The organism is Flagellimonas halotolerans (assembly GCF_035818535.1).
In the GTDB taxonomy this organism is placed as follows: domain Bacteria; phylum Bacteroidota; class Bacteroidia; order Flavobacteriales; family Flavobacteriaceae; genus Flagellimonas; species Flagellimonas halotolerans.
Genome location: NZ_JAYKYV010000005.1, coordinates 66,469 through 87,724, shown reverse-complemented (window position 1 = coordinate 87,724; position 21,256 = coordinate 66,469). Strand labels below are relative to the sequence as shown.

Here is a 21,256-nt window from a genome sequence, read left to right as displayed (position 1 = left end):
ATCACTATGGAAATCCTTGACGGAAAGAAAGTATCGAACCAAATCAAAGAAGAAATAACCGTTGAGGTGGCCCAAATGAAAGAGCGGGGCGAAAAAGTCCCTCATTTGGCAGCCGTTTTGGTTGGTAACGATGGGGCCAGTCTAACCTATGTGGGCAGCAAAGTGCGTTCCTGTAAAAAAATAGGCTTCGAGTCCACCCTTATCCATCTTCCAGAAGAAACCACCGAGGAAGATCTGCTAAAGCAAGTGCACCAATTGAACAACGATCCCGATATCGACGGCTATATTGTTCAATTGCCCTTGCCAAAACATATTGATGAGGAAAAAGTGCTCATGGCCGTTGACCCCGATAAGGATGTGGATGGATTCCACCCCACAAATTTTGGTAAAATGGCCTTGGATATGGAGACTTTCATCTCTGCCACTCCATTTGGGATCATGGAACTGTTGAAGCGTTATAAGGTGGAAACCGAAGGTAAGCATACCGTGGTAATTGGCAGGAGCCATATTGTGGGCAGGCCCATCAGTATTTTAATGAGCCAAAAGGGGTATCCCGGAAATGCTACGGTGACCCTAGCACATAGTAGAACAAAAAATCTAAAGGAATTGACACTTCAGGCGGATATTGTGATATCTGCTTTGGGAGTGCCAAAATTTTTGAAGGCCGATATGGTCAAGGATGGCGTAACCATAATCGATGTAGGTATTACCCGGGTTCCCGATGAATCGCGTGAAAAAGGATATTACATCACTGGCGATGTGGATTTTGAAAATGTAAGTAAGAAAGCATCGTACATTACACCAGTTCCTGGAGGGGTAGGTCCCATGACCATTGCCATGTTGCTCAAGAACACTTTGTTGGCCCGTGAGCGTCACAAGGTTTAAAAACCTTAGTTTGTTTCTTGCTCAGCTTTTTGCTCTTCTTCGGGGGTCAAAAATTCAAATTCGGTCTCACCTTCGTCATTGGTACAACTGGATACGGCCAGGGCAGAAAAAATAAGGGTAATCAGGAGTAAAATTGTCTTCATAATAGTACAATTTGGGTTTGCCTCAAGAGGCTGATCAGTACACTTATAACGAATTGCCATCAATATTCTTGTTTTTATATCCAAAATATCGATAACTTACTTCTTGGTAAATAAGTCGATATGGCTCAAACAGTTAGGAACAAAGTAGCTTGGGTGGTTTTTGTGCTTTTAGCCATAGGCATTGGTCTTTATCCTTTGATTTACCTATTTGCTGCCGAGGAGTTTGGCCTGTTGTTGGGCAAATCCAAGGAAGTGTTGTCCAGCATAATCTGGAGAATTGCTTTTTACGGACATATTGGTTTTGGGGGGATTGCTCTTTTATCGGGATGGCCCCAGTTTATAAAAAAGCTCCGGGCCAAACATTTGGGCCTACATAGGAATTTGGGTAGGATTTATATTTTATCTGCCATGGTCAGTGGGCTGTGCGGTGTTTACCTTGGTTTTTTCGCCACGGGCGGCATCGTTTCATCCTTGGGGTTTATAAGTCTTGGGGTGATTTGGCTCTTTACTACCTTAAGAGCCTATATAGCGGTTAAAAACAAGGATCTTTCCCTGCACCAAGGTTTGATGATCTACAGCTACGCGGCTTGTTTTGCAGCGGTTACACTGCGTATTTGGCTACCGCTCCTAACCATCATATTCGGGGAGTTTTTACTGGCCTACAAAATAGTTGCCTGGCTTTGTTGGGTGCCCAATATGGTTTTTGCCCGACTTTGGGTACGCAAAAAAGGTCTTAACCTAGTTTAAACTACTTGGCAAACAATTGCCCCATATCCTTAAAAGCCTTGAATTCCAAAGCATTTCCGGCAGGGTCTAAAAAGAACATGGTCGCCTGTTCCCCGGGCTCCCCTTTAAACCGAATGTAAGGTTCAATTACAAAATCGATACCCTTTTCTATTAGCGTTTTGGAAAATGTTTGAAAGGTGTCCCATGGCAAAACCACACCATAATGGGGCACGGGTACATTTTTTCCATCAACGGGGTTGGTGTGCGTGTCTTCTTCGGACTTTGGCTTATAATGAATCACGAATTGATGCCCAAAAAAGTCAAAGTCTACCCATTGTTCGGCACTTCTACCTTCTTCACACCCGAGCACATCGCGGTAAAAGATTCTACATTCATCCAAATTGTGTACCGGAACGGCAACATGAAAAGGGGTTATTTTTTGCATGGTTTATTTTTTCTGAAAATTAGGACAACTTTATCAAGCTTCCAAAAAAGATATGATCTGGTCGTTCACATCGTCTTGGTGCATGGAATGTCCCAAGCCCTCGGTACTTACCAACGTACTGTCTTTCCAATTTTTATTTACTGCAACCGATGCATGGTAAGGTGTAATGTTGTCGTGCCTATCATGAAACAACAACCCTTTTTGGCTGATGGATTGTGCAAATTTGGAAGTGGAAAACTCATTGATACGGAATCCAAAGCGGTTGTATACGTACTTATCCAACTGTTTCATTACCCTATTATTGAACTTTAACAAATCTTGAAAGTGCTCCATAATCTCGTGGAATTCCGACGGAGAGCCAATAGTGACCATTTTTTCAACATGGGTGCTTGGGTTTTTATATTGGTTGTAAATAATGGTCATTCCGCCCACCGAATGTCCAATCAGGTGTTTTGGACTGTACTTTGTCACCATATAGTTTACGGCTTCCTCATACAAGGGCACATACAAGTGCTTTCCGGAAGAATAGCCATGCGAAGGCGCATCAAAAGCAATAATATTGAAGTCGGCCTCCCTAAGTTTTTTGACAAGGTTGCGCCATCTAAAGGTGTTGCTCTCCCAACCATGGACCAACAAAACGGTTTCTTTGTTCCCAGGCCAATGATACGATTGTATCTTATGCTCGGCAACCTCTTCAATGGCCAGTTTGGCTCCGTCCAAATAGGCTGCTTGTTCCGGTCTAACCCTACCTTTTCTGACTGTGCAGAACAAATGAAAAGCACTATCGGCTGCTTTTTTGGGTGCAATAAGTGTATAAGCATTATAGTATTGCCCGTAAGCCAATGGAAGTATTTTATTGAGCAGTTTTTTCATAAGGTTACTTTTTGTAACTTACTCTTAATTTGATACTAAAAGTACATATTCATTTTAGAAAACAAAAGAAGTGACGGATTGAAAACTAAGTGTATAAATGGAAACTATCGCTGATAATCAGAAAATTAGGACGGTAAAAAAATTAGAAAAAATGTTTGGGCATATAGATTACAAGAACCCGCCCGAATTATGCCCGGTTCGCGATGTAATGTCCGTAGCTTCTGACCAATGGAGTATATTGATTCTTCTTTGGCTGGGATATTTTCCTTTACTCCGGTTCAACAAACTCAAGAAATACGTCTACGGAATATCCAATAAGGTATTGAGCCAGCGTTTGAAAGTTCTTGAAGCAGACGGTTACATTGCTCGTAAGGCGTATGCGGAAGTACCTATCCGTGTAGAGTACAGTCTCACGGATTTTGGACAGTCTTATGTGGAAAAACTTCTGGAGTTGGCCGAATGGATGCACGATAACAGCCCAAAGGTTTTGGCCAATCGCGAAAAATTCGGCTTACTTTAACCTAATCAACCTATTCCCATCCCAACATCAAATATTTAATTTTGGAATCGTCCGGTATTTGTACCGCTTCAATATCCGAAGTTGAGTAGCGTAAACTCTCGGGCAACTCTCCCTTGTCAATGGTAAAATAAAGATTGCTACCTTTTGGAAAGACCACGATGCTGTTTAAGGTCGTCACAATTTTTTTGATATCGTATCTGTTCTGGATATCCTTAAAAGTGCTTTGAAGCCCGATCCCTTTTTCTGATACATATCTGGGATCCAATATTCTAACATTCTGAACAGTAGGGATGCTATCAGAATTTGGGGTCAGGGTCAGGAGGTGTTTGCCCCCTTTTTCAAACACTTCGATTTTTTTGGCGGATGTACCCAAGTTGATTCGGGCTGTGTCTCCAACAACGGAATCTTTTACAAAGGTGCTTTCCAATTCACCGATCTGGGTGGTCTGGGTCAATGGACCAACACTGGTTTCCGTAATCAAGAATGTGGTATCCTTTTGGCAAGAATGAATTAATGCAACCCCGAAAAACAGGGCAATTGCTCGGCTTGTCTTTTTCATATATTATCGAATCACTTTTTTTAATACTCCTAAAACACCTCTGATGAATGTAGCACTGGTTAAAACTTTAACCACGGGATTCATTCGGGTGCTTCTTCTGCTGGAAGACCTTTGGGATGTTGGTTTCTCCTGTTTTTCGGCTTCTATTTCGGCTCTTTCAATCTTTTCGGAGAGGATTTCGTAGGCGCTCTCGCGGTCCATCTCCTCATTGTATTTTTTAATTAATTTGGACTGGCCCAGTACATCTTTTATCTCATCATCGTTCAAAATATCCATGCGGCTCATCGGCGCTCGCATCATTGTTGCTGCCAATGGCATTGGTCGTCCCTTTTCGTCCAATGCGGATACCAAGGCCTCCCCTGTCCCCAATGAAGTAAGCACTTGGGCGGTATCATAAAATTCGGAAATCGGGTAGTTCTGTGCCGTAAGCTTTATCGCCTTTCGGTCTTTGGCGGTAAAGGCGCGGAGCGCATGCTGAACTTTCAAGCCCAACTGCGCCAAAACGTCGTCCGGTACATCGGTAGGGTTTTGGGTCACAAAATAAAGTCCGATTCCCTTGGAACGAATTAGTTTCACAATACTTTCAATCTGGTCCAAAAGTGCTTTGCTGGCATTGTCAAAAATCAGGTGGGCCTCATCTATGAACAGCACCAATTCAGGTCTGTCGCTGTCCCCTTGTTCCGGAAAAGTGGAGTAGATTTCAGCCAAAAGACTCAACATAAAGGTCGAGAAGAGTTTTGGACGGTCTTGGATATCTGTCAAACGGATAATGTTCACATAGCCACGACCGTTTTCGTCAATTCTGACCAAATCTTCCACATCAAAGGATTTTTCCCCAAAAAAGAGGTCGGCACCTTGCTGTTCCAGTTCAATGATTTTCCTCAAAATGGTTCCTGTGGAACTGGTTGAAATACGACCGTACTCTTTTTGGAACTCCTCTTTTCCTTCGCCAGTGGCATATTGCAGTACTTTTTTAAAATCCTTGAGGTCAAGGAGTGGCAGCTTGTTGTCATCACAATATTTGAATATTACGGCAACAATTCCTTCTTGGGTAACGCTCAGGTCCAAGATTCTGGAAAGCAGCACAGGCCCAAACTCCGATACCGTGGCCCGCAGGCGGACACCGTGCTGTTCGGAAAGCGACATGATTTCCACGGGAAACCCCTTGGCTTCGAATGGAAGGCCTATTTTTTCTTGGCGCTCATCAATTTTTGGATGTCCGGGGCTGGGTTGTGCAATGCCGCTAAGGTCGCCTTTAAGATCCATGAGCAACACGGGAATCCCTTTATCGGATAGGTTTTCGGCCAGAACTTGCAGCGATTTTGTCTTTCCGGTTCCCGTTGCCCCTGCAATCAGGCCGTGGCGATTCATCATTTTTAAGGGAACCTTTATGTAAGCGTTGGTCATGGTTTCGCCATCCAACATTCCGGCACCCAAGGTGATGTAATCGCCCTTCATGCTGTAACCTTGTTCAATGTGTTCAAAGAATTCTTCTTTGCTGCCCATCCTGTTCAATTTCCGATAAAAATAGGGTAATTTTAAGCAAAACTAAAAATGAGATTATGAAACCTTTCCACTATGCAATATTGTCTATTTTGATCAGTGGGGCAATGGCCACTTCCTATGCACAAGAAACCACCGAGATTATTTTCCATAAGTCGCATGAACCCAAAAAACAAAGCGCTCCTTTTAGTGATGTGGTACAGGCTGGCAATATGTACTTTTTGGCTGGCCAGATAGGGATGGACCATACGACTCGCACACTGGTTCAAGGCGGGGTCAAAGCTGAAACTGAACAGGCCATTAAAAACATCGAGGCCGTTTTGGCACAGCATGATATGACCTTGGACCATGTGGTAAAATGCACCGTGATTTTGGCCGATATTGATGATTTTTCGGCCTTTAATGAAATTTATACCCAATATTTCATTAAAAAACCAGCTCGAACCACCTTTGCAGCGAAGGGCATTGCAGCCAACGGCAGCATAGAAATTGATGTTATTGCCGTAAAATAGGGCCAAACCATAGAAGTGGATTATCTTTGCAGCATGATGGAAGAAAACGTGATGGATTTGGTGGAAAAGGGCTTAACACTCCCTTTGATGGAAGAATTTTATACCATTCAAGGGGAGGGGTACCACAAAGGAACAGCCGCTTATTTTATAAGGATTGGTGGCTGCGATGTGGGTTGCCATTGGTGCGATGTTAAGGAAAGTTGGAATGCCGAAACCCATCCCCCAACACCTATTGATAGTATTATGGCCAATGCTGAAAAATATTCGGATACCATTGTTATCACAGGTGGTGAGCCGCTTACTTGGGATATGGGGCCATTGACCCAAGGTCTCAAGGCCAAAAACATGAAGATTCATATCGAAACCTCTGGAGCTTATCCATTGACGGGTGTTTGGGATTGGATTTGTCTATCCCCCAAAAAAAACAAACTTCCCGTGGGCGATATTTATAAAAAAGCCCACGAGCTTAAGGTAATTATTTACAACAAGCACGATTTTATTTTTGCCGAGGAACAAGCCGCCCAAGTAAGTGATGATTGCATACTCTACCTACAACCCGAATGGAGTGTTCGTGACAAAATGGTTCCCCAAATTGTGGATTATGTGATGAAGCATCCGAAATGGAAGGTTTCCCTACAGACCCATAAGTATTTGAATATTCCTTAAGCGAAAAGCTTAACGACCTCCATATTTTTGAAGATCCAAAATACATTCGGGGCCCAAATCTGGAACGGTTGCCAAGCCCTTTGAGGTATTTTTTTCCATTTGTTTAAGCAAGGAAGACCCAAATTCCAGTTCCGAACGCATTAAACAACCATCCACATTGCAATGGTTGTCGGATTCGGTGTCTTCGTGATCGTTCACCGATTCGGTTGATAGGTTGACAAGTCCAAACAAATGTCCGAACTCGTGCAATAGCGTGGCCGTCTCAACCTCTTCAGTACTTACGGATGTACTGTTGTTGGCTATTTTTTTTACGGAGGGTGTATAAATGACCATGGAGGTATTGCGATACACAGCTCCCAAGGTTACTAGCCCCTCACTATCATCATCACTGTCGGCAGGGGCATCGGCAAAGTAAATATAAATGGCCAATGTAGAGCCATTGTTGTATTCGTCCCTGTTCTCATTTTCAAGGTCAACAACTTCTTCAAGGGTCAATGTTTCTTCATTCGGAGAGGACAGTGCAGTATATTTAAGCTCAATATTTTCTTTGTGGGTGTGCGTTATTAAAAACTCCTCAAAATTGGCAATGGCCCCAGCGGTGGGGGCAAAACCGGTGGCATAATCAATCTCAATCAAAAGTTTGTCAAAAGTATCATTGGACAACAAGTTTCTGGCAGAAGCCCCTGTGGAGAGACGATTTCCAGATTTGTCAATGTTAACGGTAGAATCCGATGAAGAGATATCCGAATCCTTGGAACAGCTTATCAGTAATCCAAAACTACATAAAGCGTAAAGCGCAATTTTTTTCATAATTAGCTAATATATACTAAAACGTTCCGCATCGGAATCTATTATTTCTTTAATGTGAGCTTAGCCAAATAGTCGAAATGCTCACCAGAAATTACAAGTTCGCAATCCAATCCATTGGATTCGCAAGCGTTTTGCAAGGTATCGAAATCTACATAAACCCAATCAAACGGTTTGCCTTTTTGACCTTTGTATTCCATTTCAAAAACTATTTCGCCATAATAGGTTCCATTATTGGGAATCCAGTATCCGCCATCTTCATCCTGTTCAAACATGTAAATAATATCGCTGGAATCCAATAAAATCCGTCCATTAGGCTGCAATAATGAGGCCAAATGCTGTAGAAAATTGCTTAAATTGTTCAGTTTGCCTGCCAATCCAATGCCGTTCATAAGTAGAAGCAAGGTATCGTAACGTTCATTGGCATAATCCAAAACATCACTTACCACTGTCGAATGGATGCCTCTTTCTTTACAAACAGCAATACATCCTTCGGAATTGTCCAAGGCGGTGACATCAAATCCTTTGTTTTGTAGATAAAGGGCATGACTTCCCGCACCGGCACCAATGTCCAATACTTTTCCACGAGCTAATTGAAGTGCCTTTTGCTCAATTTTGGGCATTTCATCAAACTCTCGGAACAAATAGGGAACAGGAATTACGTCGGCTTCATCCAAAGATGAATACGTTTTAATGTCCTCCGTATATTCCCCTTTTTGGTAATCCAATAGGGCCCTTCCAAAAACATCGGATATATTTCGCATTTATTAACAAGTTGAAGGTTAAAACCCTGCCTTAGCCGGCTGGTAATTTTACTACATTTAATTTAGTTTCTATAGACTTTCAATAGCTTATTAAGTTATTGGCTAAATAACCGAATAACCCAATAATTCCGGCAACTTCATTGTCGTTTCCAATCTCTGGACCTCAAGTCAACAGTGGTTTAGTTTGCAAAGGTGGGATTTTAATTGTTTGGAAAGCCTTAAAATGGATAAGTTTGTGTTATGGATGAAATACTTAGGGATTTGCCACAAAGGGCCAAGGAGAAGCATTCAGGGAACAAGAAGTTTTTTGCCAAGTTAAAAAAGCGTCCTCCCAAAGACCTGGATTATACCATGCAAGAACTGCACGATGCGGAATTTGAGCGCACGGATTGCCTAACATGTGCCAATTGCTGTAAAACTACGGGCCCACTTTTCACCAATGTTGATATTAACAGGATTTCTAAGCATTTTAGAATGAAACCCTCCCAGTTTATAGATGAATATTTAAGGGTGGATGAAGAAAACGACTATGTACTGCAAAACGTGCCCTGTAGTTTTTTAGGGGCCGATAATTACTGTTCTATATATGAAGTTCGACCCAAAGCCTGCCGCGAATTTCCGCATACGGATAGGAAAAGGTTCCAACAGATAACCAACCTTACCTTAAAAAATGTGGCAATTTGTCCTGCTGCATATAATATTGTGGAGGAGATGAAAAAATCCATAAAATTTTAATGATTTGCTATATTTGAAGGAGTGGAGCAATTGATTTCTTATTTTGAGACCATTCCCTCGTGGCACCGCAGCCTTATTTTGGTGGGTGGTATTACTTTTTTCTGGATTTTGGAGGGGATTTTGCCCTTGTTCAATGCCCCCTATAAAAAATGGAAACATTCCGTTCCAAATTTTTTCTTTACGCTTACTACAATCTTGGTCAATTTTCCATTGGCCTTTTTATTGTTAAAATCGTCGGATTGGGCGGTGGAAAACCAATTTGGCATTATTAATTGGTTGCCAGAGATGCCTTTGTGGCTTTATGTTTTGCTCGGGGTGATGCTTTTGGATTTGATAGGTGCTTATGCGGCCCATTGGGTGGAACACAAAGTAAAACCTTTGTGGATGGTTCATTTAGTGCACCATTCCGATCATAATGTGGACACCACGACCGCCAACAGGCACCATCCATTGGAAAGTTTGATCCGGTATGCATTTACTTTGGCGGGTGTTATACTTGTAGGCGCGCCCATTGGTGTCATTATGTTGTATCAAAGTTTATCCGTGGTGTTCTCACAGTTCAATCACGCTAATATTCGTTTGCCAAAAAGGGTGGACAATGCGATCAGCTGGATAATCGTAAGCCCTGATATGCACAAAGTGCACCATCATTATCAGTTACCTTATACCGATTCCAACTACGGAAACATTTTCTCCATTTGGGACAGACTATTTGGTACGTACATGTCGATGGACGTAAAAGATATTGTTTACGGAGTGGATACCTTTCCCGATGAAAAGGAAAACAGCAGCATTAAAGGTTTGCTAAAACAACCATTTCACAAATACCGTAGACCGACCACGGAAAATCAAAAGGTCATTTCGAAATGAGGTGCTTTTGCATCGATTGAGAAAACTTTGCTTTTTAAGACATCTCGACTGCCTGCCCTTCCGGCGGGCGGGCGCTCGATGTGACAGATGCCGTATTTGTGCTAATTCGTGCAAGTTTTGTCAGACTCTAAATCAATCATAAATCAAGTACTTCGCTCGTATTTTTTTGAAGTTTTCCAGATCCGCTTGCCAAGTGGCCTTGATTTCTTCGTTGGTCATACCTTGCTCAATCTGTTTTTGAAGTAGGGGAGTGCCCGCGTGTTTGGTGAAACCGCTCGTTAAAAAGAATTTGGACTTGTCCAAGGTGTTGTTGTAGGCATCAATGATCCATTCCATCGTCACATTGTTCATTCTTGGGGTTTTGGACAGGTCTCGACCATAACAGGTCTTGCCCTCCTCTTTTGGATATTTAGAGCCAAAATTGGGTTCGGGCACATAACTGAAATCATAGGCGGTGCTGTCCATAAAAGAAGCCCCATAACGTTGAAATTGGAACTCGGTGCCACGTCCCGCATTCACATTGGTGCCTTCAAACAAGCCCAAGCTAGGGTAAAGCGTAATTGATGTGTCGTTGGGCAAGTTAGGTGAAGGTCTAATAGGCAAATGATATTCGGATTCGTGCGTATAGTTTTCCAATTCCACAACGGTTAAATCAGCTTTGTTGCCATTTTTCAACCATCCTTCGCCGTTGAGCATTTTTGCGTATTCGCCCATCGTCATCCCGTAGACCAACGGAATCGTGTTCATCCCCAAATAGCTGGTATGCTCTTTCATCATGGTAGGGCCATCTACATAGTGCCCGTTGGGATTGGGTCTGTCCAAAACAATAATGGGCATGTCATTTTCGGCACAGGCTTCCATCACCAGTTGCAACGAGGCAATATAGGTGTAGAATCGGACCCCCACATCCTGAATATCAAAAACAACGACATCCAAATTGCTCAATTGCTCTTTGGAAGGTTTACGGTTTTTGCCGTAAAGGGAGATTATGGGCAGGCCGGTTCGGGTGTCCACACCATCTTTAACATGTTCCCCAGCATCTGCTGTACCCCTAAAACCGTGTTCGGGGGCAAAAACCTGCTTCACATCAACACCAGAGGAAAGTAGGGAATCCACCAAATGCGTATGCCCTTTTTCGTTGAAAACAACACTTGTTGGGTTGGCAACTATACCTACTGCCTTACCCTTTAAAAGCGGGAGATAAACTTCGGTACGATTAGCTGCCACTTTGATGGGTACAGGGGAATCGGTTTTTGGTTCTGAAGTTGAAATGTTCTCTTTTTGTTGTCCCTTGCATGATGAAAAGACCAAAAACAACAATAAAACTGTACTTTTGATTTTAGATAAAATGGGCATTCGTTGAATTTAGAGTTATTTATTGCCAAACGCCTTGTTACAGGGAAGGAACATAAAATTAGTATTTCCGCCCCGATAATAAAAATTGCAATCGCTGCAATCGCAATCGGTGTGGTAATGATGCTTATTGCCATTGCAACGGGTGTCGGCCTAAAAAATAAAATTCGTGAAAAGGTCGCCGCATTCAATGGCCATATCCAAATTTCCAATTTCGACAACAACAATTCCGAAGTCTCCCTGATACCGGTTTCCATAAATCAAGATTTTTATCCTGAGTTTAAGAATGTAGAAGGCGTAAAGCACGTACAGGCGGTGGCCACCAAAGGTGGAATTATCCGAACGGCCGATACTTTTGAGGGCATGTTGGCCAAGGGCGTGGGTACCGATTACGATTGGAGCACCTTTAAAGAATATCTGGTCGAGGGCAGATTGCCCGATTATGGCGGTAAACTGAACGAGGAGGTGCTCATATCCAGTTTAATGGCCAATAGATTACGGTTAAAAGTTGGCGATACCTTCTTTTCCTTTTTTCTTCGGGATGGCGATGCCTCCAAAATGCCCAACAATAGGAGGTTTAAGATTGTCGGTATTTATGATAGTGGTTTTGAGGAGTTTGATGAGACTTATGTTTTTGTGGATATCCGTCACATCCAACGGATGAACAAATGGAAAGAAGACCAGATTGGCAATTTTGAGGTTTTTCTCGATGATTTTGACCAATTGGAAGAAAAAAGCAACGAGATCTACGGTAAAACGGTATCCGTTTTGGATACCCAAAACATCAAAAGTAAATATTACCGAATTTTTGAATGGATAGGCCTTTTTGATTTTAATATTGCCCTGATCATTGGCATTATGATCATTGTTGGCGGTATCAACATGATCACAGCTTTGCTGGTCTTGATTCTAGAACGTACCCAAATGATAGGAATTTTAAAAGCACTGGGGTCCACCAATTGGAGCATCCGGAAAGTCTTTTTGTACAACGCTGCCTATTTGATCGCCATCGGGCTTTTTTTGGGCAACCTCATAGGTCTGGGACTCATTTTTCTTCAGAATAAGTACCGTATGTTCAAATTTCCGAACCCCGAGGAATATTACATCGACTACATTCCCGTGCACATGGATATGCCGACCATCTTACTTTTGAACATCGGGGTGATGTTGCTTTGTTTATTGATGCTTTTGGTGCCATCGTACATCATCACTAAAATAACACCGGTAAAAGCCATTCAATTCGAATAGAAGCCGTTTTCCCGTGTGGGCTTTTCAATCTAAATTGATAACTTGTCAAAAAAATAACCCACCATGACATTTAAATATTATTCCACATTATTTGCTTTGCTTTTAACTGCATCCATAACTGCACAAAAACTTTCCAGAACCGAAAAAAAGATTGTTTCGACCATTGAAAAAAATAATTCCGATGCGATTGGTTTTTTGGAAAGGGTAGTGAACATAAATAGCGGTACCCTTAATGCCGAAGGCGTTAAAAAGGTGGGTATGGTTTTTAAAGATGCCTTTGATAATATCGGATTTGAGACCAAGTGGATAGAAATGCCGGCCGAAATGAACCGCTCAGGTCACTTATTTGCCGAAACCTCTGGCTCAAAAGGAAAAAAGCTGCTGCTTATTGGTCATTTGGATACCGTTTTTGAGGAAGACAGTCCGTTTCAAACTTTTGAAATGGTTAACGACAGTATTGCCCATGCCCCGGGTGGCAACGATATGAAGGGCGGCGATGTAATTGTACTGTATGCCCTAAAAGCATTATCGGACAATGGTCTGTTGGATGATGCACAGATTATTGTAGCCTTTACTGGGGACGAAGAGAGTACAGGTAAGCCTTTGTCCATCAGTAGAAAAGATTTGATTGATGCCGCAAAGCGAAGCGATGTAGCCTTGGGATTTGAAACCTCCACTGGCTTCAACTATGCCACTGTTGCCAGAAGAGGGTCCTCGGGATGGGCCGTTGAGGTCGAGGGCAAACGTGCACATTCCTCTGGTGTTTTTAGTGAAAATACAGGAGCAGGTGCCATTTTTGAAATGTCTCGGATTCTACATCAATTCTACACTGATGTAAAGGGGGAGGATCTGTTAACCTTTAATCCCGGTGTACTGCTTGGTGGAACTTTTGTGAATTATGATGAACTGACCAGCAAGGGTGATGCCTTTGGTAAAACCAATGTGGTTGCTCAAAAAGCTGTGGTTAAAGGTGGACTTCGATTTATATCCGAAGAGCAAAAAGAACGAGCTAGAGCCAAAATGAGGGAAATCGCAGCCAATAATCTTCCACAGACCTCAGCAAGTATTAGTTTTACGGATAGCTACCCTTCCATGGGGCCTACAGAAGGAAATCGTGCATTGTTGAGCACACTTAACGAGGTAAGTTTGGATTTAAAACAAGGTGAGGTATTGGCCTATGACCCTGGCAAAAGAGGTGCTGCCGATATCTCTTTTGTTGCCAATTATGTGGATGGCTTGGACGGATTGGGCACTATGGGCTCCGGCGCACATACCCCTCAGGAAACCGTTAACTTGAATACCATTGAAGCGTTGACAAAACGTACTGCCATTTTGATTTACCGATTGATAAACGCCAAATAATGGTAACACTAAAAACAAACACCTCCGTAGTAAAGATTGATGCGGGGGAACTTGTGGGCTATGAAGTAAAGGGACACGAATTTATTCACCAAAAGGGAAGCCCGGGGTGGGGCAGCGCCGATACTGAAATGTTCCCTATAATCGGTCCGGTAAACGAGTCTGATTTTCGTGTGAAAACACCAAAAGGGGAAGCAATTCAAGACCAACATGGACTTTTGCGCCAAATGGCATACGAGTTGGGGCACCAAACCGATACTTCTGCTGTTTTTGTAAAGCAATACCGATCGGGAACCGAAGTTCCCAATTCAAAATTTCCGGAAAAATCCACCGAAGCGCTTTTATCATGGCCTTACGATTTTAGGTTCGAGAAATCCTTTTTGTTGACCGATGATGGATTGGAAATTCATTTTAAAATTTATGGAGAAAAGGGAATGCCTTTTATGTTAGGGTATCATCCTGCTTTTAAATTACATTCAAAATCGCCAATGATTGTGACCGAGGACAAAGCGATTGCGTTGGATGAGGTTTTGGAAGCAGGGAGTCGGGCGTTTCAAGTGGAGGATTGTACTTCGATAACACTAAAGGATGAGAAACAAATCACTATTGAAACCGAGGGTTTTGGAAATTTTATGTGCTGGACAGAGGTGCGGAATATGGTATGCATTGAACCCATATCATTTTATCCTTCTGCCGTAAATCAAACGCGATTGCATAAGGGATTTCAAAAATTGGAAGAGACGGCTGAATTTAAAGTGATTCTCAAACCAGAAGCATAGCTTAAGGCTAAGATTGCTTTAATGGACAAGTATTTGACTCTTGTCGTGCTTCAGAAAATATTGGGTGAGAATACTTTCGGTTTCCACCGTATGTTTCTGCGGGGTAATAAAAGCTTCCACGTCTTCTAGGGTAGATATTTCCAAGTCCGTGTCAATAAAGCCAAAACCTTTGTAAATGCCGTCCGCAATCAAAACCACGGCACTTTCGTTTTCATCCCTGCCTTTTTCCTTGATGATTCGAACCTCCGAAGTCAATAGTTTCATGTTCGCAATCGCTTCTTCAACCTTTTGGTTGTACTCTTCAGGATTTTCATCGCCCGTACAAATACCTCCGCAGGAATTTATCTCATGATGGGAACAAGCCGCGTTGGTCTGTTGTAAATGGCAATACCTTGGGCAGAGCGAAAAACTTTTGCAGACTTCTTCCAAATATGCTCGGCACTCTGTTTGGTTATGAATCACTTTTAATGGGTTGGGAACCCCTTTAATGGTATTGTAGGCAAGGTGCATAATTCCATTTCGGTCTTCGTAGGCAAAAATAGCGTATTGCCGTCCCGTTCTTTTTTGGGCACGGTTGTATGGCGGGAACAATCTTTTTATTTCTGCGGATTCCATCAAAAGGGCCACCAATTCGCTGCCGGCCAACTTAAAGTCAATATTGGCCGTTTCGCTGCACATTTGGATTTCTTTGCGGCTCTTGTCGTAAAAATGTCCCAATACCCTTTTTTTTAGGTTGATTGCCTTCCCCACATAGATAATCTCCCCTTTTTGGTCCATAAAATAATAGATACCGGGTTTTTGGGGAATCTTGTCAAAAACGGATTTGGGCAGATGGGGCGGAAGGGTGGCTTCTTGACTTCGGGCATTCAAAAACTTTTTAAAAACCACTTCCGATTCAGGTTTTCTCAAAAGCTTTTCAAACAAAAGCACTGTGGCATGTGCATCTCCCCGGGCACGGTGGCGATCCATCAGGGGAATTTGGACCGCAGAACACAACTTTCCCAGACTGTAAGAACGTAGACCGGGAATCAACTTGCGGGATAAACGTACCGTACAGAGCTTTTTACGAGTAAAATCAATGCCGATTTGTCGAAACTCCTCTTTGATCACACCATAATCAAAATTAACGGAGTGGGCCACAAAAATACAACCCTCCGTAATGAATTTCACGGTATCTGCAATTTCTGGGAAGGTAGGTGCATTTTGCACCATTTGGTCGTCAATTCCCGTGAGTCCGGTTATAAAATAGGGAATGGGACATTGAGGGTTTACCAGTGAAGTGAATTCATCCACGACTTGGTTACCATCATATTTAAAAATAGAGATTTCGGTGATCTTATTTCCCTTGATTCCGTTACCTGTGGTTTCTATGTCAATTATGGTGTACAAAGTCTAAAAAATTGGCTTTTAAAGTTAGGGTTTTATCTGCACTTAATTTGGGTTGGGGGAATGATGTGTTTCTTTTTTGGGATAGGATTATATGGAAGGTAAAAAGGGTGGCTTTCCAATTTTTAATAATAACAATCCCTTAAAAACAAGTGTGTAAATTATACTTAATATAGGTGTATTGATAGGATTAAGTCGATTATGACAAGGAAAATAGCCTTGATTGGTCAATATAATATCAAAACCGGATAATATTTCCAGAAATCTTCTGATACATAAGTTTACATTTACAAGTGTGAAATTAACGCTTATTAATCTTTAATAAAACATTAACGATGTTGAGCAATGGTTTTTTACTTGGAGAATTAACTAAACAAATTAAAATGTATTATGAAATTGGCTAGCTTTTTATTTAAAGAATGTCTGGGAACCAATCGTTTAAAAAAACAGATTGTTTTGTCCTTGCTCTGCGTTTTCATGGCGCAAGCTGGGCTTTCCCAACAGACGGTTACGGGTAGCATCACAGATGAGCAGGGGATACCTATTGCAGGTGTATCGGTATTGGAAAAGAATACCACCAATGGTACTGCCAGCGATTTTGATGGAAATTATGAAATTACCACCTCGCAATCCAATGCGGTATTGGTGTTTTCTTATTTAGGTTTTGTGAGCCAAGAAATACCGGCACAAGGAAGATCTACCATAAATGTGGTGCTTAAGGAGGATTTGGAGCAACTTTCCGAAGTGGTGGTAATCGGTTATGGTACGCAAAAACGTGCCGATGTGACCAGTTCTGTGGCAACTGTAAAGAGTGAAGACTTTGTGCAGGGTAACGTAAAGGATGCCGCACAGCTTATTCAAGGTAAAGTTGCGGGTCTGTCGGTGTCGGCTCCCTCTGGCGACCCGACCGAAGGCACACAGATCAATTTAAGGGGTACATCTTCAATTTTGGGTGGAACCAACCCCTTGGTTTTGGTCGATGGGGTTCCGGGGAGTTTAAATACCGTGGCACCCGAGGATATCGAATCCATTGATGTGTTGAAAGATGGTTCCGCTACTGCAATATACGGTACCCGGGGCACCAATGGTGTGATCATCATCACGACAAAGAAAGGGACAAATGACATGAAATCGACCATTGAGTATAATGGGTACGCTTCACTTTCTACCATAGCCAACCGAATGAACTTTTTGGATGCAGGTGAACTAAGACAAAAATTTGAAGAGGGATACACCTTTAATGGGGCCAATCTTCAAGATTTTGGTGCAAATACAGATTGGGTTGATGAGATTACCCGAGATGCCTTTAGCCAAGTACACAACCTTATTTTCAGGGGAGGGAACTCAACTTCCAATATGACAGCTTCATTGAACTATCGAGATATAGAGGGTATTTTTCAGAAATCGGACAATAAAAAACACACGGCCAGAGTAAGTGTAAACCACGCGATGTTCGATAACCGATTAAAGGCCAATGTTGGGGTGATTTTAAGCGAACAAACATATAATGCCCTTGGTAACGGTGAAAGTTTTAATCCATACATATACAGACAGGCCATTATTAGGAACCCTACTGAGCCGGTATACAATGAAGATGGGAGATGGTACGAAAGGGATGTATATTTTTACGATAACCCAGTTGCGTATATTGAAGAGACCATAGGTCAGAACAGGTACAGAAACACAAGGTTTGACTTTTCCTTGAGTTATGATTTTGGAGATCATGTTACCGTTAAGGGATTATATACCCGTAAAGGAAATTCAAATATTAGAGGGTTTTACCAAACCAAGGATCATGTTTCGACCACAAAAAACGGACAAGAGGGATTTGCCTCTAGGGGGACGGATGATTATGTGGGCAATTATGGCCAGTTTACCGTGGATTACGACAATAGTTTCGGAAAACACAAGGTAACAGGTTTGGTAGGTTACAATTATGAAGATAATACCAACGAAGGCTTTTGGGCCACAAACCGACGTTTTCCAACAGATGGCTTTACTTATAACAACCTTGGTAGCGGACAAGGACTTCAATTGGGTGAGGCCGGAATGGGCAGCTACAAGAATTCCGATAAATTGATTGCGTTCTTCTCTAGGGTCACTTATAATTATGATGATCGCTATTTGTTAATGGCCAGTTTGCGCCGTGAAGGTTCCTCTCGATTTGGTGAGGATTATAAATGGGGTAATTTCCCAGGTGTGTCAGTGGGATGGCGTGTAAACCAAGAATCCTTTGCAGAAAATTGGGATTGGCTTTCCAACCTAAAGTTAAGGACTGGCTTTGGGGTTACAGGAATCAATGCAGGTTCCAATTATCAATCATTGAGCGGACTTACCTACGGGGATTATTTCTTGAATAACGGACAATGGGTAAGGCAACTGATACCTTCACGTAATGCCAATCCAAATTTACGTTGGGAGAAAAAGGAAGAGTTTAACCTAGGATTGGACTTTGGTGTTCTTGATGGACGAATCAATGGATCTGTTGATTATTATAACAGAACCACAAAGGATGCATTGTTCAATTATAGTGTGCCAACACCTCCATACTTTTTCGGTACCATTGCCGCCAACGTTGCGCAAATCAAGAATACCGGTCTAGAGTTTTTATTGAATGTAACTCCTTTCCAAACAGATAATTTTCAGTGGACCGCTAACTTGACATATTCTACAAACACCAACGAAATCATGTCGCTTTCCAATGATGAATTCCAGTTGACCAATGATTTCTTTGATGAAGGCTACACCGGAGAACCTATCCAAATAAGTACACACCGTGTGCAAGAAGGCCAACCGATCGGTAATTTTTATGGACTTAAAAGTGTTGACATTACCGATGACGGTATTTGGGTCATAGAAAGACCTGATGGATCTTTGGTTCCGGCCACCGAGGCCACTAATGATGACAGACAGGTATTGGGTAACGGACTGCCAAAGGCATACTACAGTTGGAACAATACGGTAAGGTACAAGAACTGGGATTTAATGGTCAATTTAAGAGGTGCATTGGACTACCAGATATTGAATTTCTCCCGTATGTTCTATGAAAACCCAACAATAAGCTACAATACCTTGGATTCTGCTTACGATATGGTTTACGGCAAAGCCGTATTGCAAGATGTGCAGCGATTTGTGAGTTATTATGTAGAAGATGGGGACTTCTTGAAGATAGACAATGTTACCTTGGGCTACACCTTGCCAAAAGATGCCATTAAGTTTGCCCAGAGCTTCCGCATTTACGCATCAGGTCTTAACCTTGCCACCATAACAGGGTATAAGGGGATAGACCCTGAAGTGAACAGAAATGGATTGTCCCCTGGTAATGATGAGAGGGATAAATATCCTTCCATCAGGACATTTACATTGGGTATCAACTTCACATTCTAAAAAAATAAGATTATGAAAAATATAATAAACAAAGTGATTTCACTTAAAATAAAGTTATTGACATTCCTTGTCGGCTTAGTACTGCTACCGATAGGGTGTACCGACCTGGAAGAGGAAGTGTACTCGGAAGTGACCGAGTCCTCCTTCACGCCATCCGAGTCGGATATAATTTCGGTAATGGCCTCGGCCTACACACCCATGCGTTTTGTAATGGGATGGCAGGGATACTTTGATCTACAGGAAGAGCCCGGCGATATGTTTGTAACCCCAACAAGACCCAACGGATGGGATGATGGAGGTACCTACAAAAGGATGCATTTCCACGAATGGACAGAGACCCAATGGCAGCCAAGAAACACATGGATTAGCTGTTTCAACGGAATCAATAGTGCCAACAGGGTAATACTGCAGATAGAATCGGGGGAACTTCCCGTAAGTGAAGAGCAAGCAGCCTCTATCGTTGCCGAAATGAGAGCGTTGAGGGCCCTATACTATTCCATGTTGGTGGACACCCACGGAAATGTGCCAATTATTGCAAGTTATAGCGATGAGCTCCCGGTACAGAGCAGTCGTACAGAGGTATACAACTTTATAGTATCTGAATTGACCGAGGTTATACCTAGCTTAACAGAAACCGTTGACCAATCTACCTATGGACGTATGACCAAGTGGGCGGCTTATCACGTATTGGCCAGAGTATATCTCAATGCCGAGGTGTACACCGGAACCCCACAATGGAGCAAGGTCATAGAAGCTTGTAACGAAATCATCAACAGCAATGCATTTGAATTGTCGCCTAGTTATTCGGACATTTTCAAAACAGAGAATGAAACCAATCCAGAAATGGTGTTTGCCATACCCTACGATCAAATTTTTGCAGGACAATGGAACGCACACATGAAAATGCTTTTGCCCGACCACCGATTGGTTTTTGATATGCAGGCCCAGCCATGGGGTGGATCTAGCTGTAACCCACAGTTTATAGATAGTTATGATCCAAACGACAACCGTTTGGAGGATACTTGGTTAATGGGAGACCAATTGAATGCATCGGACGGTAGTGTGGTAATGACCTTGAGAAAGGAAATGCCAAGTATTTATGATTGTGATTTTACCGATGGTTTCCGATGTGGAAAATATGAGATAGAACCTGGAGCAACAGGAGGACTCAGTGTTGATTTTCCCTTCTTGCGATATACCGATGTCCTGATGATGAAGGCCGAGGCACTCCTAAGGACCAATAAGGGCGATGAAGCGGCAGCCATTGTAACCGAAGTGCGTATGCGTTCCTTTGAGGACCCTGCCCAAGCAACAGTTACCGGAGCTGAATTGGAAGGTGACACCACAGTAGAGTACGGTACTTTGGCCGAAGATGGAACCATTGATGATCCAGGAGACCAGTCAGCAGTGCCTTATGGACGCTTTTTGGATGAGTTGGGATGGGAATTTGCCGCAGAGGCAAGAAGAAGATCCGATATGATCCGATTTGGTGTGTACCAGACAAAAAATTGGTATAACCACACACCGCAAGGAGAACATACCACATTGTTTCCAATAGGTTTGGAAGAATTGAATACCAATACCAATCTAAGTCAGAATCCCGGGTATTAAATTAAAAATACGATTCAAGCATATTCTTATTTAGTGATTATTTGAGTTTGTTGTTTAGTGAAAAAGCGGATGGGTCTCCATCCGCTTTTATATTTTTATGGGTTGTGTGAATTTCAAGTTGAAAG

21 protein-coding genes are annotated in these 21,256 nt (G+C 42.4%); 12 read left to right on the top strand and 9 right to left on the bottom strand.

Going from position 1 to position 21,256, the window contains the following annotated elements; all coding sequences use genetic code 11:
* The first annotated feature begins 6 nt into the window (after positions 1-6).
* Positions 7-885, top strand: a complete 879-nt coding sequence (folD, locus tag VM932_RS07660; protein WP_326278206.1) for a bifunctional methylenetetrahydrofolate dehydrogenase/methenyltetrahydrofolate cyclohydrolase FolD — start codon at positions 7-9, stop codon at positions 883-885.
* Positions 886-890: 5 nt separating this feature from the next.
* On the opposite strand, the gene VM932_RS07655 is transcribed toward folD, so the two are convergent.
* Positions 891-1,028: a hypothetical protein gene (locus VM932_RS07655; protein ID WP_326278205.1), complete on the bottom strand. Its 138-nt coding sequence runs from the start codon at positions 1,026-1,028 to the stop codon at positions 891-893.
* A 120-nt stretch (positions 1,029-1,148) separates the two neighbouring features.
* On the opposite strand from VM932_RS07655, the gene VM932_RS07650 reads away from it, so the two are divergent.
* Complete coding sequence (locus tag VM932_RS07650; RefSeq protein WP_326278204.1) at positions 1,149-1,775, top strand: DUF2306 domain-containing protein; 627 nt, start codon at positions 1,149-1,151, stop codon at positions 1,773-1,775.
* 1 nt (position 1,776) lies between these two features.
* On the opposite strand, the gene VM932_RS07645 is transcribed toward VM932_RS07650, so the two are convergent.
* Positions 1,777-2,199 (bottom strand): VOC family protein, encoded by a 423-nt coding sequence (locus VM932_RS07645; RefSeq protein ID WP_326278203.1) that lies wholly within the window; start codon positions 2,197-2,199, stop codon positions 1,777-1,779.
* Between the two features lie 33 nt (positions 2,200-2,232).
* The gene (locus tag VM932_RS07640; RefSeq protein WP_326278201.1) at positions 2,233-3,072 is read right to left on the bottom strand and encodes an alpha/beta hydrolase; all 840 of its coding nucleotides are present in this window, start codon (positions 3,070-3,072) and stop codon (positions 2,233-2,235) included.
* 151 nt (positions 3,073-3,223) lie between these two features.
* Between VM932_RS07640 and VM932_RS07635 the strand changes: the two genes are divergently transcribed.
* Positions 3,224-3,592 carry a winged helix-turn-helix transcriptional regulator gene (locus tag VM932_RS07635; RefSeq protein WP_326278200.1) on the top strand — a complete coding sequence of 123 codons (369 nt, stop codon included), beginning with the start codon at positions 3,224-3,226 and terminating at the stop codon, positions 3,590-3,592.
* A gap of 10 nt (positions 3,593-3,602) precedes the next feature.
* Here VM932_RS07635 and VM932_RS07630 read toward each other — a convergent pair whose 3' ends face one another.
* Both VM932_RS07630 and VM932_RS07625 read right to left on the bottom strand, forming a co-directional pair.
* Entirely contained in the window at positions 3,603-4,151 is a 549-nt protein-coding gene (locus tag VM932_RS07630) for a hypothetical protein (protein ID WP_326278199.1), read from the bottom strand.
* A 3-nt stretch (positions 4,152-4,154) separates the two neighbouring features.
* On the bottom strand, positions 4,155-5,657 hold the full coding sequence (locus VM932_RS07625; RefSeq protein ID WP_326278198.1) for a helicase HerA-like domain-containing protein: 1,503 nt from the start codon (positions 5,655-5,657) through the stop codon (positions 4,155-4,157).
* 56 nt (positions 5,658-5,713) lie between these two features.
* Between VM932_RS07625 and VM932_RS07620 the strand changes: the two genes are divergently transcribed.
* Together VM932_RS07620 and VM932_RS07615 are read left to right on the top strand one after the other, a co-directional pair.
* Positions 5,714-6,166: a RidA family protein gene (locus VM932_RS07620; RefSeq protein WP_326278197.1), complete on the top strand. Its 453-nt coding sequence runs from the start codon at positions 5,714-5,716 to the stop codon at positions 6,164-6,166.
* 33 nt (positions 6,167-6,199) lie between these two features.
* On the top strand, positions 6,200-6,832 hold the full coding sequence (locus VM932_RS07615) for a 7-carboxy-7-deazaguanine synthase QueE (RefSeq protein ID WP_326278376.1): 633 nt from the start codon (positions 6,200-6,202) through the stop codon (positions 6,830-6,832).
* A gap of 9 nt (positions 6,833-6,841) precedes the next feature.
* Here VM932_RS07615 and VM932_RS07610 read toward each other — a convergent pair whose 3' ends face one another.
* Both VM932_RS07610 and VM932_RS07605 read right to left on the bottom strand, forming a co-directional pair.
* Positions 6,842-7,642 carry a hypothetical protein gene (locus tag VM932_RS07610; RefSeq protein ID WP_326278196.1) on the bottom strand — a complete coding sequence of 267 codons (801 nt, stop codon included), beginning with the start codon at positions 7,640-7,642 and terminating at the stop codon, positions 6,842-6,844.
* A 41-nt stretch (positions 7,643-7,683) separates the two neighbouring features.
* Positions 7,684-8,394, bottom strand: a complete 711-nt coding sequence (locus VM932_RS07605) for a class I SAM-dependent methyltransferase (protein ID WP_326278375.1) — start codon at positions 8,392-8,394, stop codon at positions 7,684-7,686.
* Between the two features lie 249 nt (positions 8,395-8,643).
* Between VM932_RS07605 and VM932_RS07600 the strand changes: the two genes are divergently transcribed.
* Both VM932_RS07600 and VM932_RS07595 read left to right on the top strand, forming a co-directional pair.
* Positions 8,644-9,138, top strand: coding sequence for a YkgJ family cysteine cluster protein (locus VM932_RS07600; protein ID WP_326278194.1), 495 nt, complete (start codon positions 8,644-8,646; stop codon positions 9,136-9,138).
* Positions 9,139-9,159: 21 nt separating this feature from the next.
* Positions 9,160-10,008, top strand: coding sequence for a sterol desaturase family protein (locus VM932_RS07595; protein ID WP_326278193.1), 849 nt, complete (start codon positions 9,160-9,162; stop codon positions 10,006-10,008).
* Between the two features lie 132 nt (positions 10,009-10,140).
* Here the strand turns inward: VM932_RS07595 and VM932_RS07590 are convergent, their stop codons facing one another.
* Complete coding sequence (locus VM932_RS07590; protein WP_326278192.1) at positions 10,141-11,364, bottom strand: exo-beta-N-acetylmuramidase NamZ family protein; 1,224 nt, start codon at positions 11,362-11,364, stop codon at positions 10,141-10,143.
* A 3-nt stretch (positions 11,365-11,367) separates the two neighbouring features.
* Between VM932_RS07590 and VM932_RS07585 the strand changes: the two genes are divergently transcribed.
* The 3 genes from VM932_RS07585 (at position 11,368) to VM932_RS07575 (ending at position 14,747) form a co-directional block, all read left to right on the top strand.
* Entirely contained in the window at positions 11,368-12,609 is a 1,242-nt protein-coding gene (locus tag VM932_RS07585) for an ABC transporter permease (protein ID WP_326278191.1), read from the top strand.
* Between the two features lie 63 nt (positions 12,610-12,672).
* The gene (locus VM932_RS07580; protein ID WP_326278190.1) at positions 12,673-13,971 is read left to right on the top strand and encodes a M20/M25/M40 family metallo-hydrolase; all 1,299 of its coding nucleotides are present in this window, start codon (positions 12,673-12,675) and stop codon (positions 13,969-13,971) included.
* Positions 13,971-14,747 (top strand): aldose epimerase family protein, encoded by a 777-nt coding sequence (locus tag VM932_RS07575; RefSeq protein WP_326278189.1) that lies wholly within the window; start codon positions 13,971-13,973, stop codon positions 14,745-14,747. Before VM932_RS07580 ends, VM932_RS07575 begins: the two co-directional genes overlap by 1 nt.
* 18 nt (positions 14,748-14,765) lie before the next feature.
* On the opposite strand, the gene VM932_RS07570 is transcribed toward VM932_RS07575, so the two are convergent.
* On the bottom strand, positions 14,766-16,136 hold the full coding sequence (locus VM932_RS07570) for an exonuclease domain-containing protein (protein WP_326278188.1): 1,371 nt from the start codon (positions 16,134-16,136) through the stop codon (positions 14,766-14,768).
* Positions 16,137-16,523: 387 nt separating this feature from the next.
* Between VM932_RS07570 and VM932_RS07565 the strand changes: the two genes are divergently transcribed.
* Positions 16,524-19,520, top strand: a complete 2,997-nt coding sequence (locus tag VM932_RS07565; protein WP_326278187.1) for a SusC/RagA family TonB-linked outer membrane protein — start codon at positions 16,524-16,526, stop codon at positions 19,518-19,520.
* Between the two features lie 12 nt (positions 19,521-19,532).
* Complete coding sequence (locus VM932_RS07560; protein WP_326278186.1) at positions 19,533-21,131, top strand: RagB/SusD family nutrient uptake outer membrane protein; 1,599 nt, start codon at positions 19,533-19,535, stop codon at positions 21,129-21,131.
* Positions 21,132-21,256 lie beyond the last annotated feature (125 nt).